This is a genomic window from Siminovitchia jepli, from assembly GCF_047228825.1.
Taxonomy (GTDB): Bacteria; Bacillota; Bacilli; order Bacillales; family Bacillaceae_C; genus Siminovitchia.
On sequence record NZ_JBFEGN010000046.1, the window covers coordinates 1 to 15,049 of the forward strand.

Sequence of the window (15,049 nt, forward strand, 5' to 3'; positions counted from 1 at the left end):
CAAACCGGCACACTATTTCAGGTTTTTCACCGGAGTTAATTTGAAATTAGGTGTCTGAAATAATGTGCTAGTTTACAATATCACGGCTCCATAATTCCATCGCCCTACCTGTCAGCCAGTCACCAATAAATAATTGGATATATCCCAGCCGTATCCCCATTACAAACATGATCAACAACCCTCCGATTAACACAAAAACCAATCGTTTACGGACAATAACATTTGAAACGCGCAATCGGACCTCCCCCAATAAATATTTACTCTTTACGTTTGTATGGACACTAAAACGCAAGAGCTCCATACAATACATTTATAAAAATCACTTTAGAAGTATATTCTTCTCTCTTTCTGTTAATGATTTTTGTTGGCTAAGGAAAGGACAATCCTATGAAACATGTACAAATGATAATGGCTATTGTAGGGAGTGGTCCATCTATAGTAAGAAGTCTGCGGGAAAACTTAAATCAACAAAAGAGTTTGATAAGCTTGTACATGAGATTTTATTAGGCTATATGTATAAGGGCTGATACCCATTTGTAATCAGCCCATTTACTTAACTCATTTCATTTACAAGCTTTTTAATCATTTCTTCATCCATTGGCCCGATGATTTTTTCATGAATGATCCCTTTAGAATCAATCATGTAGCTGGTTGGGATAGTTATGGTCTGGTATGTGTTTCCCACTTTTCCTGTTTCATCCAAAGGGATCGGAAATGTAAGGCCGTATTCATCGGCAAAATCCTTGACCGTTTCTAGCTTATTTCTGCTAGTTTCGGCATTTGTTAAATTGACGGCAATGATTTCAACGTTCTGCTTTTTCGCCTTTGTTTTATAATAATTTTCCAAATATGGCATTTCAGCTCTGCAAGGCGGACACCATGTAGCCCAAAAATTTAAAATAACTTTTTTTCCCTTATAATCGGATAGCCTGATTGTTTGTCCATCAAGGGTCTGCAATTCGAAATCCGGAGGAATCTCCCCTGGAGAGAGGCCTTCGCTAATCGTTTCATCGGTTGCCGTTTGTGCAACGGACTTTCCTTGTTCAAAGTCCACGCCTTTCGGTTTGCGTGTATCCTGAAGAATATTTATGATCATAATGGTTGCAAGAAGTGCAATGACCGTTAATCCGAATATATTTTTTTTCAAGATTGACCACCCCTGTTTCTACTCCAAAAATAAAAGAAGATCACAAATATTAGATATGTAGCCATAGGAAGGGAGAGCAGGTTAGCTTTTAGCGTATAAAAAATTCCTTGTACGCATGTAAACAAAGTGATGATTTGCAGCATCCATAAGCGATTAGGTGCTTTGATAATGAGCAAAGTCAGTAAAGCGAGATTGATTATCAATTGAATAGCAACCACTAAAGCGCCTATTTCCTTGAATACCCCATACACCAGTTCATACGTAGAAACAGCTAGTATCCATGACAGTGCCAACTCACTGTATCTTATTATTGCCCCCTTTTTCGAAAAAGTTGTATATAAAAGTGCGCCTGCCAAACCGATTCCATATCCTTTCACTCCACCGTTAAAATATAGTATGGTCATAGGATTGGCGATAGCCATTTTTGGATGGAAGATGATTACACTTAGTTTCCAAGTCACTATAAAAATAAATATGGCATTTTCGTACCAATTTAAGGCCGCCTTTTTTTTGGTGATGAACAAGAAGGCTCCCGTTATCAAAAAAGCCAATACCATGGCCGCCCATGATGTTGGTACCGATACTGGACCGAGTGATACCCACCTCAATATTCATTGCCCTCCCCCTTTGGTCAAATATTTCATAGAACTTGACTTTATGGCAATCCTGGCTCTGTCAGCCAGTTTTAATATATTTTTTTCTCCTGGATTTTCTTTTTCTCTTGAAACGAGATCCGAAAAATACAATTAGAACGATAATTAAAATTCCATTAAAATATTTTTTTATAGTAACAGGCAACCCGTTCCCTGTGGCCCCGGCTTGTTTGGTCAAGTTACTCTTGGAATTTTCTAATTGTGCAGAGGCAATAGCGGTCTGGTTCTGCAATATTTCTAACAATCCTTTTTCATTAATGTTTGTCTCTACACTTTGATTAAGAGACTTTGTGAAATAAAAATCTTCAGCTACGAAAAATTGGTTGTTCTTATTAGAGTATTTGGTACCCTTGGGGATTAAAGAAGTTTCATAGTGCCTAAAGCCGTAATCCAACAATTCAGTAGTATCCTTATAAGCCATTTCCTGAGTAGAACCGTTTAATATCACAACAATTAAGCTCAAACCGTCTTTTTTTGCCGTTGTAGCCAATGTGTGACCAGATTGGTCAACATAGCCAGTTTTTCCGCCTGTAACACCCTCATAAGGCTGTTCCCTCATCAGTTTATGGTGGGTAATGAGTGTCGTCTGCCAGGATTCTCCCTTCCATCTTAATTCCCTCGTTGCAAAGATTTCCCTGAATTCTTTGTTTCTCATCGCATACCGAGTTATAACAGCTAAATCGTTAGCCGTTGTTACATGGCTGGGGTCAAAAAGACCATGTGGGTTTTGAAAATTTGTATGATTGACACCTAACTTGTTTAAATAATTGTTTATATTTAATGAAAAATTTTCTACCGATCCATCCAAGTGCTCTGCAATCGCTACTCCGGCATCATTTCCGGAATTTATGAGCAGCCCTTGAATCAGTTTCTTTAATGGAACCTTCTCACCTTCTTCCAAATAAACTCTTGTACCTTCAACTTGGTGCGCTTCCTTGCTGACCGTTACTAAATCATCAAGATTTCCTTTTTCCAAAGCATAGATGGCTGTGGCAATTTTACTTAAGCTTGCAGGATACATTTTTTTGTTAGCGTTCTTTTCATATAAAACCTGACCTGATTTAGAATCCATAAGAATAGCCGCTTCACTTGAAATATCAGGATTATCTTCAGCAAAAGTCTTGCTTGAAATAAAAAACGTGAAAGACAAAACAACAAGTAAAATAATGTTTATCTTCATGCTCCACCTTCTTCAATACTGGTACGATTGCTTGCATTGTAACTGATAAATATGAAGAAATAATGGAGAAATAAACACAATTACATTACTAACTTTTAAAGTATCTGCTCATGCTTATTCAAAGGTATGTTGATCACCACCATCAAAATAAAAGAAGTTCATACGACTAAAATACTAAATGTAGTAAGCAGACGGAGGGAACAAAATTTATTAAACCAAAACTCTTACTCCAGGAATTTATTGTGACGGAAATATGCATTCTTTATGCAGTTTATACCATTTGTCCGCGGGAAAAATAAAAGCGTACAATCTCAAAAGGAGGACGATATAAATGATTGCTCAATCTTATGAAGAATGTATTCAAGCCTGCCTGGAGTGTATGGAAGCCTGTAACACCTGTTATGACGCTTGCTTAAAGGAAGAGGATTTAGCTATGATGGCAGACTGTATCCGATTGGATCGTGAATGTGCAGATATATGCGCCTTTGCAGCCAAATCCATGCAGTCTGGCAGCCCGTTTGCAAAACAAATTTGCCAATTGTGCGCAGAAATTTGTGAGGCTTGCGGAAATGAATGTAAAAAGCATGACCATGACCACTGTCAAAGATGTGCGGAAGCCTGTTTTCGATGTGCAGAAGAATGCCGGAAAATGGCCGCTTAACAATTGTATACGAAAGATTGGATTGTTAAAAAGGAGAGCGTTTGAAATGCCTTCATGGCAAACGCTCTCCTTTTCATTTTAGTGAAGCCAACAAGAATCCATTTGACAGCCGAGACGCAAACTTTCAGTAAACCAGACCCTCAATGAAATTTTAAAACCAATAAGTGATGGTATCTAATATACCAAGTAAAATGAGAGTAACTCCAGCCGCACGTTGGACCCACAAGCCAAATTTTTTGCTCCTTTTCATCAAGGTGCCGCTTATCCCAAGGAAGGAAATAATTCCAATCACGATAAGTACAGGTATTGAAGTCCCAATCCCAAAAACGGTAGGAAGGATCAAACCGTATGAAGAGGTCAACACAACAGGCATGAGTGTGACGAAAAATATAACAAACATTGTTGGGCAAAAGGCAATAGAAAAACTTGCACCCATCAAAAAGGAGCCCGTTTTTCCACTTCGCAGTTTCAGTGGTATTTTACTTGTAATTTTATTAATGATGTTCAGTTTGATAAATCCCATTAAAAAAAGGCCCAGAAAAATAAGGAATGGTCCAATTACTTTGCGGAAAAAAGGAAATAAAATGATAATATTTTCTTCAAAATTCCGTCCCGCCAGCCATACAAGCAGCCCCAGCCCGCTAAATACGACAATCTTACCAAGTATAAACAAAATCACATCGCCCCAGTAACGGGAACTTTGCAGGCTTCTGTTTCCATAAAGTGTAATCGCACTTATATTTCCCGTTAACTGGCAGGGAGCCAGAGCACCTATTAATCCGAGTACAAAGGCGACAACAATAGGTGCTTCTGTCCCATTATATAGTGTCATAAAAGGTTCACTTAAGAATTGGCTTATTTTGCTGATTTCTTGATACATCGGAATCAACCTCAGATACTTATGGATTTATTATTCCAGTGGCCGTTGTTAATCTTGTTTGAAACCTATTTCATCACGCATAAGAGTGTAATCCGGCAATGACAAGATTTACAAAGATGAGGTTAAATATAATGATGGCAAACCCGATGACCGCAAGCCATGCGCTTTTTTCCCCGTGCCAGCCTCTTGAAAGCCGCAGGTGAAGGAAAGCAGCATAAAACAAAAAGGTTATCAGCGCCCATACCTCTTTGGGGTCCCATCCCCAGAAGCGTGTCCAGGCGATTTGAGCCCAGATCATCGCAAATACCAGCCCGCCAAGAGAAAAGACAGGAAAGCCGATCAAAACCGATCGATAGCTGATTTCATCTACAAGGTCCAAGTTCACCTTTTTAACCACCGGGCGTAGTAGTTGGCTGATCCGCCTTCTCGTAAAAATCCGTATAACCAAATAAAGAAATGTTCCTGATAGCAAAGTCCATATCACCGAGTTTAGCTTTTTTGCATGGATAATAGCCGGCATTTCAGCGATCGGGCTAAACCGGTCCGGAGTCATCATCATTCCTTCATTTGGCCCTACAAGTGCAGGCAACTGGTATTTCATGACTTTTTCATTGCCGTCTTTATCAATCCAATTAAAATCAACCTTGTAGTCAGCTACTGAAAAAGAAGTTGTCACAGCAATAAAACCAACGACACAAATAATCCCGAACATGATCACTTCCAGCATAAAAGACCTTTTATCTTTAACTGCCGGGTCGACAGCCTTTAATAGGTAGATCAAGCCAGCTACGAAGCTGATTGCCAGTATCGCTTGGCCCGTTGCGGTTGTCGATACATGAATAAACAGCCAATCGCTTTGTAGTGCCGGAATGAGAGGGTTAATTTCTCGTGGAAACATGCTCCCGTAGGCGATCAGTATGGCGGCGATGGATAATGCGAAAATCCCCAATACATTTAATCTGTATATAAAATAGATGAGAATAAAGGCTCCGACCAGCATCATTCCAAAGAATGAAATAAATTCAAACATGTTGCTGATGGGGGCATGCCCTCCTGCTATCCAGCGGGTGATAAAGGAGGCCAGATGTGAGAGAAAACCGGTGATAGCTAGCGTTATGCCGATTTTTCCCCACCGATTATTTGACTTTTCTTTTTTGCTTTTTTCCCGAATGGCCCCAGAGAAAAATAGAACGGCGATCAAATAGAGTACAAATGCAGCGTATAGCAGGGTGCTGCTTATTTGCGTAAAATTTAACATTTATTTCTCTCCTTCTGTGGAATTACTTTTTTCCGCCTGCTGGTCTATTGGTTCGGGTATGGATGTCCCTGTTACAATGTCTGCAATCTCTCTTTTCAGCCCATGCCAATTTTTATTGGTGTGCCCGGCAATAAGGGTTTCCCCGTTGTGTTTTTGCAGCCAGATGCGACGATGATTCCAGTAAGAGCCCTGAATCACGCCAATCATGAATATCAGGCCGCCAAGCCCGACAACCCAGAGGGTAAGGTCTTTCCGGACCACTAATGCTGTGGCATTGCGGGTGGTGATGCCTGAAAACTTCATTTTATAATCGGTTTCTCCCAACGGTTCAACCGTTTGACGAATAGCCGTAAAACTGACCTCTCCATCAGGATGTTCCGGTGAAATCATATTAAATAAAAAAGCAGGATTGTTGGGGAGCGGCGAGTTGCTTTGCGGTTCGCCGTTTTCGGCGAAACCTGCAAAATCGGGGTAAAAGCCCAACAGTTCAATTTTATAACCGTTGCCAAGATCGTACTCATCCTTGGGATCAAACAAGTCAACGGTCAACTCGCCTTTGGAACCCCCGGTTTTTTTGTCCATGAGGCTAAATGACATGGTTTTAAATTCATCAAGTTTATAGTCAACTTGATAAACGCCAAATTTATCAAATTTTAAAGGCTCATTCACCCGGATTTCCGCTTCCTGTAATTTCGTGAGGTTCCCTTCGACACCAACCGCTTTGTTCGGATCCCGCTTATATAAAATCACATCGGACTGGAAGTTTTTAATGACGCCGCCTACCCGTTCAAGTGCTTCCTGAAATTCCTTTTTGTCTGTTTCATCATACAGTTCCCTTTTGAACCCTTTGCTTTCCAATACGTAGGCTTCATCAGTGCCCGGAATCGTTTTTCTTTCCCCATCCCGAAGCCACAACACTTCGTCAACGTACATGCCGGGGACAAACCGAAGCATGCCTCCAATCAAAAAAATGATTAGCCCAACATGGTTTACATAGGGGCCCCAACGGGAAAAACGTCCTTTTTCAGCCAAGAGATTGCCGTTTTCTTCCCGGATCCGGTATTTTTTCTGTTTCAGCTTTTTCTTGATTGTCTTAAAATCCGTCTCTGTATGTTCGACTGTCCCGCGATTAAACAGTCTTTGCCTCTTCAGAAAGCCTTCATGCCGGCTTACACGCTGGTTGTTTAAAGCCCTGTATAACGGCACAACGCGGTCAAGGCTGCAAATCACAAGGGAAACGCCAATAGAGGCAATTAAAATCAAATACCACCAGGAACTGTATAAGTCGTGAAAGCCTAATTGGTAAAAAAGCTTTCCAAAGATCCCATATTGCTCTTCATAATACACCGCAGGATCGGCACGCGGCGGTATGTACATGGCTTGAGGCAAAGCTGTCCCAAGTGCCGATGCGATTAACGTGATAACAATCAGCCATACTCCCACTTTTACCGAAGAAAAGAAAGCCCAGATTTTATCAACTACTGTCCTATTATAAGTCTGTGATCTGCGGGCACTTCCTTCGTAACGCATATCATGCAGTCTTTCCTTCCTCGCTTCATCTGTTAATGCCCGCCCGCATGCTTCACACAAAATGGTTCCGTTTGGATTGACATGGCCACATTCACATTTTACTTTCTCCATACATTTCACCCCTTTATCGAGGTTTGATGCTCTCCATCATTCCTTTAATTTTTGCTTCTGAAAGTTCCCCTGTTTCTATTGCTGTAATCGTGCCTTCAGGATCAATCAACATCGTAGTAGGCAAAGGGGTAACATTGTATAGATTCAACACATCTTTGTTGGCATCTTTCAATATGGGAAAATCCAACCCATGCTTTTTGACAAACTTATTGATAATAAACTCCGGCTCTCCCACATTGACGGCCAAAATTTCCACACCCTGATCTTTGTACACTTTATATTGATTATTCATATAAGGCATTTCCCTTTCGCATGGCTTGCACCACGTCCCCCAAAAGTTTAAAAACACGCCCTGTCCTTTATAGTCGGACAATTTATGTGTATTCCCGTTCATATCTGATAGGATAAAATCCGGTGCTTTATCCCCTATGGCAATCTCCCCTCTTGTTTCCTTGGTGAAATTTGCATAAAGGGTATAGCCGATAGCAGCCAACATGATGGCAAGTATCACGCTTCGCATGATCAGCCGTTTCTTTTTCTTCATCTTTCTACCTCCACTAGATATGTAATTTCAGTTTGTTATTGGATTCTAAAATCCAGTGAAGCCGCCGAACAAAGGAATCAATATCGAAATGATAACTGTCATCCAATCAAAGTATAAAAGGATGCCCATTACAATCATTAACACTCCCCCAAAAACCATGAAACGATTTCCGTGCTTCTTTAAGAAGGTCATTTTATCGAGGAAGAATGTCATGATTAAAAATGGAATAGAAAAGCCCAACACATAAAACGCCATATAGACAAGGCCCATACCAGGGTTGGCAATGCCAAGAGCGATCACTCCTGCCAGAATCGGACCCGTGCAGGGGGTCCAGCCTGCGGCAAATCCTATACCGATCAATACAGATCCCAAATAACCGGAAGGCCGATTTCGAAATTGTATTTTTTTATCCGATAGCAAAAAGTTAAATCGTATTACCCCAGTAAGAACCAGGCCGAAAAACACCATTAATATAGCGCCCAACTGTCTTAAAAGATCTTGATATCTTGCAAAAAAGGATCCTATAAAAGATGTTGATAAACCGAGAGCCAAAAAGATAATGGAAAAACCCAGCAAAAAAAGAATGGTATGAATAAACGCTTTTTTTCTTAATATTCCTTGGCCGCCTTTTAACTCATTGATTGTCATGCCTGTAATATAAGAAAGAAAAGCCGGATATAAAGGAAGCGCACAAGGCGATATAAATGATAAAAAGCCTGCACCGAAGGCCAGAAACAGGTTCACTTGCTCCACAAAATCACACATCCTCCCGAGGTTTTTGGACATACGCATCATAAAGATAAGACATGAATGTGAAGAAACTATGCAGTTATCTTGAAAACTTTTAATTGACATAAATTAGTTGGAATTTTATCAACAAGTTGTGACACATTGAAATCATCATAGGTATATCCCTGAGCAGGTTTGATTATGCAATTATGTGCCTGCATAATTTCTTCATAGTTTTTCATTATATTTAAGGATATAAAACAGAATATGGAGGGAATAAGGTGGAACAGCCAGAGGCTTTGAGCCGGATCGCATTCGAATTTGGGCCCATAACCGTTTATTGGTATGGAGTCATTATCATTACAGGGATAATGATTGGGTTATGGTTAGCCAATCATGAAGCAAACAAAAAAAGATTGCCTAATGAAACAATTACAAACCTGGTCTTATGGGCTTTGCCAATTTCGATTATTACTGCAAGAATCTATTACGTTATTTTTCAATGGGACTATTACTCACAAAACTTGGGTGATGTGATTAAAATCTGGGAGGGCGGTATCGCGATCCATGGTGCTTTAATTGGTGCTGTAGTAACAGCTGTAGTCTACTCAAGGAAAAAAAATATTTCATTTTGGTTAATTGCCGATATTGTTGCTCCGAGTCTCATCTTGGCTCAAGCAATTGGAAGATGGGGAAATTTTATGAATCAGGAAGCGCATGGAGGGCCGGTTTCAAGGGAATTTCTCGAGGGGTTAAAACTCCCTGAATTCATCATCAATCAAATGTATATTGATGGCCAGTATTTTCATCCCACTTTTTTATATGAATCGGTATGGAATGTCATCGGTTTCGTTATTTTGATTTTACTCAGAAGAGCAAAATTAAAAACAGGGGAGTTATTTTTAATTTATGTCATCTGGTACTCCTTCGGCCGATTCTTTATCGAAGGGTTAAGGACGGACAGTTTAATGTTGACGGACACGCTCCGTATGGCACAAGTTATTTCTATCATACTGATCTTCCTAGCCATCGGTTTATTTTGGTATCGACGTGTAAAGGAACCCAAAAAATCCGAAACTAAAGTTAAACAGAACGGAAAAACAAAAAACAAGAAAAAGAAATCTAAAAAATAGTTCTTACACCATTTTACTCAGCTCTCTTTCGTTTCCATAGTTTGTAACAAACGAAAACCAAAAACAAGAAAAGAACTATGCCAATCTGCCACTCTACTGTTAATTTAAGTACACGGTCCACTGAATAAGCTTCAATAAACAGTGATGGGATTTTCCCTAGGGTGCTGGCGATGCTGAAAGAAAAAAGGCGCATTTGACTAAATGCCGCTGCAAGCGTTACAGCACCTGAAGGGATGAAGGGTAATACTCGTAACACTAATACAAGAAAAACTGCTTCAACCCCATGTGTATATTTTAACCTGATTAAAAGTCTATTCTTTACTTTATCGTGAATAAGCAATTTACTTAAACCTTTACGGTAGAGCAAAAAACTGACAATAGCTCCTGCAGCCTCCCCTATGATGGACATCAAAACCCCTATCTTAAAACCAAAGAAAATAATATTCCCGGCAGTTATCGGGGCACTTGGAAAAATACCTGAAACCGCTACAAAAATATTAAGGATGATACTGATGACTGTTGCTATAGCCGGGTTTTCAGGAAACCATTGTATTACCTCATTGGCCATGTTCCCCACATTTTCCTTTCAAGGTATTTTCACTGATTATATTTTAAGACTTTGCACCTTTGCAATTTATTTATTGATATGAAGTGCAAATACAAATAAATTAGAAAGCTTTATAACATCATGGTATATTTCACGAAGGCAAAACTAAAATCGCTATCATCTGCAAATTTTCTTCAAAAAAATCTTTTATACTAGGCAGGACCCTATCCATTAACCTTCCCCATCACAAGGGGCGTGAGTTTTCAAAAAACGGAAATTCGTTAACTTGGCTGACTCTCAAACTATTTAAATTGGAGGTGATCTTGATGTATTTAATAATGTCCAAAAACGGACAAATACGAATACCAAAAAAAATTCAAAAGCAGTTGAATTTAATAGAAGGACAATATCTCTTTGTTTACGAGTCCAAAAACTGCATCATGATAGAAAAGCACCATGAAGATGAAACATTAAATCAATGCCTTTTTACAAACGGAAAAATCACCATTCCTATGGAGCTTAGACGATTGTGTAATATCAATGTCAGAGAAATGTTTTCCATCGAAGTTTCGTGCAACAAAATCATTCTTAAAAAACGAAATTGAACTTCAAGTGATCTATTATTTTTCCAGCATCTTTTGCGATGATGATCTTTTACACGATCATTCTTACCTATCTTTTCCTCAAATGAAAAAAATGCCTTTAAAGAAGAAATTCATTCCTGAAACTTGACACCATTCGCTTTTTGCCAGTGGTGTTTTTATTTTAATAGTTTTATAGAAAATCTGTTGTAAATCGTAATCATTACGATTATAATAAGAAAATACTTTATTAAGCTAAAGGGGTTTGGTATATGAAAAAGAAGTTATTTACATTTATCACATTTTTTATGTTGATCTTCATTTTAGCAGCTTGTAATAAAGAGGTGCCCTCCAGTAATCCTAAAGAAAAACAAGATAAGCTCAAAGTATATACGACAATCTACCCTTTTGAATACTTCACACAGAGAATTGGCGGGGAGTTCGTCTCTGTCGAAACTATTGTTCCACCTGGTTCAGATGCCCACTCCATTGAAGTGTCTCCAAAAAAAATGGTCAGTTTAGCACAGGCTGATGCATTTATTCATTCGGGAACAGGTCTTGAAAGTTTTGCAGATGCAGTAGTGGATTCCATCAAAAACGAAGATGTTGCAATCGTAAATGCAACGGAGAATATTGATCTTATGGGTTCTATGGAAGATTCACATGCTGATGAAGAAAATGAAGACAGTCAAAATGACCATGCCGATGATTTGGATGTAGATCCGCACGTTTGGTTGGATCCTTTACGGTCAATTAGATTAGCAGAAAATATTAAGAATGCCCTTGTAAAATTAAATCCGGAGCATACCGCAGAATTTGAAGATAATTTCGAAGAACTAAAAAGCGATCTAGAAACATTGGATACAGGATTCAAAAGCATGGTAAAAAACGCTGACACAAAAACATTTATAGTATCCCATTCAGCCTATGGATATTGGGAAGATGCCTATGGCTTAAAGCAGGTAGGCATTAGCGGTATATCACCAACAGTTGAGCCCTCTCAAAAGAAAATCATAGAAATCATAAACCTGGTTAAAGAGAATAACTTGAAGTACATTTACACGGAACCAAACCTTCCAAATAAAATAGCGAATACGATAAAAAAAGCTACTGGCACAGAGACATTAACACTTCAAAACCTCGAATCACTGTCGAATAAAGATTTAGATGCCAATGAAGATTATTTTTCTATCATGAATCAAAATCTTGAAGCACTGAAAAAAGGGTTGAACAACGACTAGTATTAGACTTCGGTGTGTACTTTAATCTTTTGTAATTTAATTCTCTTTAAAAAATTGTACCCGTGAACCCTATTATCTAACTAATTGGAATCCTAAAGTTACCGGTACAACCGACATTTCGTCTAAAAAAAAGACAGAGAACGTAGTGGCATTTCCGAGCCCCATTGACTTTCATATTAGGAAATGAAAGTATCAAAAGTAAGATTTTCCTTTTATATGTAAAAGGAAAAATCATTAATGGCCAATCGTACAAACTAAGTGATAAAAAAAGATATAATTGAATATCCAAAATGTATGACAGCATGGACAGAATGATCAAAGAAGAATAGAGGCGTAACCTGTTAAACCTGGCAACCGAGAAAATTTTGAAGGCAGAGGCTGGAACTGGTGCCAACCTTGCCTTCTATCCCAATGAAATTGAATCTTTGACAGGAGTAGATAGCATTGAAATGCTTACATTTGCCAACGTAATGCCAAGAAAATCAAAACACCTTACCACATTGAGCTTCTTGAGGCCGACATCCAAGACCTTCCATTCGCCGACAATATTTTTGATACCATTGTGTTTAGTAAACTAGGAGCACTCCGAAGGAAAAATTGTAGGGATTTCAATGACCATTTTTCCCATAATACTAATCCATTAAAAAACGGCTATCATTTATTTCGATATAGCCGTCTTTCTTTATCGTATTTCGAAAAGTATCAGTACAAGCGTTGGCCTTTCTGCTAAAAGCAATTGACATGTTATAGTATTCTCCTTTAAAATCAACGCTCATACCCATCCAGCATCCGATCAAATTCTTCAATGTTTCGATCTTTTTGGTATTCATGATAAGATTTTCGCATATGAAACTGTAAGTTTCGAATGGCCTGATCCAAATTACCTTTTGCTTGCCACTTTTTCCGATAATAACTTTGATGTGATCTCTTAAGGTGGTGAAAGGACTCTTCTTTTTTGGCATATGTTTTCATTTCTATAAGTACTGCATTACCCATCCGTTTTCGTAAATCATCTAATTTTGTTTGTTTGTATTTTTGATAATTGCTTCCTTCTCCGTATAACTCTTTCATGACCTGGACTTCATCATCCAACAGCTTTTTAAATTCTTTCATGTCTTTTTCATGGTACGTCTTTAAATAAACATCTACAATTTCGTCAATATAAGTCCTAGCATCATTGATCGTCTGATAACCGTATTGCCATTGGCGTTTGTCTTCTGGTAGCTTTAACAATGCTTTTTGAAACAGCCGTTTTGTTTTGCTAAAGCTTGCCAAGTCTACGGTATTTTCTTTTTTATCATGCACAGCCCCGCGAATAATTTCGTTGATTCGATTACGGCTTTCGCTTCGATCCAATATCATATTAGCTACTTTGGATTTCATTTTATCCAGTGTTCCCTGCTTACGTTTAGCCCGGTATTGCTCTTCCCATTGATTAGTTTCTTTATTATAAAGCCGTTTCTTTTCACGGGAAGGAAACGGCTCCACGGTTGCGATATGAACATGGATATTATCAGTATTATAATGAATGGCAGCTGACCAGACAGCCGTCTCTGTCATTTGTTCAGCATCAAGCATCACTTTCATTGTTTCACGGACCACATTCTTTATTTTTGCTTCATCCAGTTCCCCTGTTTTCGAGATAAATATTCCCTGCTTCTCCAGCCAGGCATTATCGAAACTGATGACATCTTGCCATAATGGAGAGCCGTTTTGTTCTGCTTTAGTAAAAGCATCTTTTAATTCTATCTTCTTGTTTTCATCCAATTGATCTGCGTCATTTGTAAAAAGGGAGCCTTGTTTTTTTGCATCATCGCCCATGTAATCCATATACGAATGAAAGACTTGAAAATCATTTAATTGTTTCGAATCGCGGTCCACCTTTAATACTTTTTTTACGTCTTCCCGGTCAATGTAATCAACATATTTTTTATATTCGGCAGAACTAGGCATAACAAATTTACTTTTTAAGACAACGGCAGGAGTCATACAAAACACCTACTTTGTTTGGTTAGTATCTTTTTTCCTCTTGCTTTCCCAATCTAATTTCCGCTGCCGGTTATGGGCTATGCGATTTTTCACAACAGTTTCAGCTTCTGTCAATTCTTCCGTCTTATATTTTTCTGTAGTGGCCAATTCTTTAAATTCGTTCACAATAAAATAATGGTTCCAAAATTCCAACTGAATTTGGACATTTCGATCAATGACATTACCGGTGACTCTTATTCTTTTTAAATCCTCCTGCATACCCGAAAGATTCTCAATCAATTTTTGATCAACCAATTTTTCAATTGCTTCTAACAATGCAACCCGTTCCTTTTCCCTATTCTCAAAAAATTGCTGAACCATTATTTCAATCGCGTTTGCTTGAGAGGTATTTTCTTCAACTGATAACTGCTCAATTTTTTGAACGGTATCACTTGTTAAACGATAACTCTTTTTTAGTTTGGTCATACAACTTCACCTTGTTCCGCAACAAATACTTTCATATATTCATTGACTTCTTCCTCATTCACATCCATCATCATCATAAAGATGGATTTCATTTGCTGTATCTCTTCATTATTTTCTTTCATCATATGAATATTTCTTTCCAACACGCTGCCAACCATTTTTAATGCCTCTTCAAACCTATTTCTCTCTTCCAGAAACACGTCCATATGAGCCAGTTTTTCAATGTGCAATTTCAAATATTCATTTCGGGACAACTTCTTTTTCTTTGCCATTTCATCAATCTTTTTCACAGCAACCACATCTATATTTCTTAGAAATACATCCATTTTATTTTCCTCCAAACTTCATTTAATTAAAGAGCAGTTGGTGTTCGTTTACAGCTGGACGACTTTATTACTCG

General features: G+C 38.5%; 17 protein-coding genes. 4 read left to right on the forward strand and 13 right to left on the reverse strand.

Annotation, left to right across the window (positions count from 1 at the left end; all coding sequences use genetic code 11):
- Positions 1 to 67: 67 nt before the first annotated feature.
- From AB1L08_RS14335 to AB1L08_RS14350, 4 genes are all read right to left on the reverse strand, one after another.
- On the reverse strand, positions 68 to 235 hold the full coding sequence (locus tag AB1L08_RS14335) for a hypothetical protein (RefSeq protein WP_413065382.1): 168 nt from the start codon (positions 233 to 235) through the stop codon (positions 68 to 70).
- Positions 236 to 553: 318 nt separating this feature from the next.
- The gene (locus AB1L08_RS14340) at positions 554 to 1,147 is read right to left on the reverse strand and encodes a redoxin domain-containing protein (RefSeq protein WP_413065351.1); all 594 of its coding nucleotides are present in this window, start codon (positions 1,145 to 1,147) and stop codon (positions 554 to 556) included.
- The gene (locus tag AB1L08_RS14345; protein WP_413065352.1) at positions 1,144 to 1,755 is read right to left on the reverse strand and encodes a hypothetical protein; all 612 of its coding nucleotides are present in this window, start codon (positions 1,753 to 1,755) and stop codon (positions 1,144 to 1,146) included. Before AB1L08_RS14345 ends, AB1L08_RS14340 begins: the two co-directional genes overlap by 4 nt.
- Positions 1,756 to 1,822: 67 nt before the next feature.
- Complete coding sequence (locus tag AB1L08_RS14350; RefSeq protein WP_413065353.1) at positions 1,823 to 2,980, reverse strand: D-alanyl-D-alanine carboxypeptidase family protein; 1,158 nt, start codon at positions 2,978 to 2,980, stop codon at positions 1,823 to 1,825.
- A 331-nt stretch (positions 2,981 to 3,311) separates the two neighbouring features.
- Between AB1L08_RS14350 and AB1L08_RS14355 the strand changes: the two genes are divergently transcribed.
- Positions 3,312 to 3,641, forward strand: a complete 330-nt coding sequence (locus tag AB1L08_RS14355; RefSeq protein WP_413065354.1) for a four-helix bundle copper-binding protein — start codon at positions 3,312 to 3,314, stop codon at positions 3,639 to 3,641.
- A 151-nt stretch (positions 3,642 to 3,792) separates the two neighbouring features.
- On the opposite strand, the gene AB1L08_RS14360 is transcribed toward AB1L08_RS14355, so the two are convergent.
- The 5 genes from AB1L08_RS14360 to AB1L08_RS14380 form a co-directional block, all read right to left on the reverse strand.
- Positions 3,793 to 4,521 (reverse strand): cytochrome c biogenesis CcdA family protein, encoded by a 729-nt coding sequence (locus AB1L08_RS14360; RefSeq protein WP_413065355.1) that lies wholly within the window; start codon positions 4,519 to 4,521, stop codon positions 3,793 to 3,795.
- 73 nt (positions 4,522 to 4,594) lie between these two features.
- Positions 4,595 to 5,779 carry a c-type cytochrome biogenesis protein CcsB gene (gene ccsB, locus AB1L08_RS14365; RefSeq protein ID WP_413065356.1) on the reverse strand — a complete coding sequence of 395 codons (1,185 nt, stop codon included), beginning with the start codon at positions 5,777 to 5,779 and terminating at the stop codon, positions 4,595 to 4,597.
- A complete protein-coding gene (gene resB, locus AB1L08_RS14370; RefSeq protein WP_413065357.1) occupies positions 5,780 to 7,420 on the reverse strand; it encodes a cytochrome c biogenesis protein ResB in 1,641 nt (546 codons plus the stop codon).
- Positions 7,421 to 7,433: 13 nt separating this feature from the next.
- Positions 7,434 to 7,964 carry a thiol-disulfide oxidoreductase ResA gene (gene resA, locus AB1L08_RS14375; protein WP_413065358.1) on the reverse strand — a complete coding sequence of 177 codons (531 nt, stop codon included), beginning with the start codon at positions 7,962 to 7,964 and terminating at the stop codon, positions 7,434 to 7,436.
- Positions 7,965 to 8,009: 45 nt separating this feature from the next.
- Positions 8,010 to 8,717 carry a cytochrome c biogenesis CcdA family protein gene (locus AB1L08_RS14380; RefSeq protein ID WP_413065359.1) on the reverse strand — a complete coding sequence of 236 codons (708 nt, stop codon included), beginning with the start codon at positions 8,715 to 8,717 and terminating at the stop codon, positions 8,010 to 8,012.
- A 257-nt stretch (positions 8,718 to 8,974) separates the two neighbouring features.
- Here AB1L08_RS14380 and lgt point away from each other — a divergent pair, with 257 nt between their 5' ends.
- Positions 8,975 to 9,826, forward strand: coding sequence for a prolipoprotein diacylglyceryl transferase (gene lgt, locus AB1L08_RS14385; protein ID WP_413065360.1), 852 nt, complete (start codon positions 8,975 to 8,977; stop codon positions 9,824 to 9,826).
- 13 nt (positions 9,827 to 9,839) lie between these two features.
- Here the strand turns inward: lgt and AB1L08_RS14390 are convergent, their stop codons facing one another.
- Complete coding sequence (locus AB1L08_RS14390) at positions 9,840 to 10,394, reverse strand: TVP38/TMEM64 family protein (RefSeq protein WP_413065361.1); 555 nt, start codon at positions 10,392 to 10,394, stop codon at positions 9,840 to 9,842.
- A 305-nt stretch (positions 10,395 to 10,699) separates the two neighbouring features.
- Between AB1L08_RS14390 and AB1L08_RS14395 the strand changes: the two genes are divergently transcribed.
- Positions 10,700 to 10,978, forward strand: a complete 279-nt coding sequence (locus AB1L08_RS14395; RefSeq protein ID WP_413065362.1) for an AbrB/MazE/SpoVT family DNA-binding domain-containing protein — start codon at positions 10,700 to 10,702, stop codon at positions 10,976 to 10,978.
- A 248-nt stretch (positions 10,979 to 11,226) separates the two neighbouring features.
- A complete protein-coding gene (locus AB1L08_RS14400) occupies positions 11,227 to 12,195 on the forward strand; it encodes a metal ABC transporter solute-binding protein, Zn/Mn family (RefSeq protein ID WP_413065363.1) in 969 nt (322 codons plus the stop codon).
- Between the two features lie 765 nt (positions 12,196 to 12,960).
- On the opposite strand, the gene mobP2 is transcribed toward AB1L08_RS14400, so the two are convergent.
- The 3 genes from mobP2 to AB1L08_RS14415 are packed head-to-tail and all read right to left on the reverse strand — an operon-like array spanning position 12,961 to position 14,975.
- Entirely contained in the window at positions 12,961 to 14,184 is a 1,224-nt protein-coding gene (gene mobP2 / locus AB1L08_RS14405) for a MobP2 family relaxase (protein WP_413065364.1), read from the reverse strand.
- Between the two features lie 9 nt (positions 14,185 to 14,193).
- Complete coding sequence (locus AB1L08_RS14410) at positions 14,194 to 14,649, reverse strand: hypothetical protein (protein WP_413065365.1); 456 nt, start codon at positions 14,647 to 14,649, stop codon at positions 14,194 to 14,196.
- Positions 14,646 to 14,975 (reverse strand): hypothetical protein, encoded by a 330-nt coding sequence (locus AB1L08_RS14415; RefSeq protein WP_413065366.1) that lies wholly within the window; start codon positions 14,973 to 14,975, stop codon positions 14,646 to 14,648. Before AB1L08_RS14415 ends, AB1L08_RS14410 begins: the two co-directional genes overlap by 4 nt.
- Positions 14,976 to 15,049 lie beyond the last annotated feature (74 nt).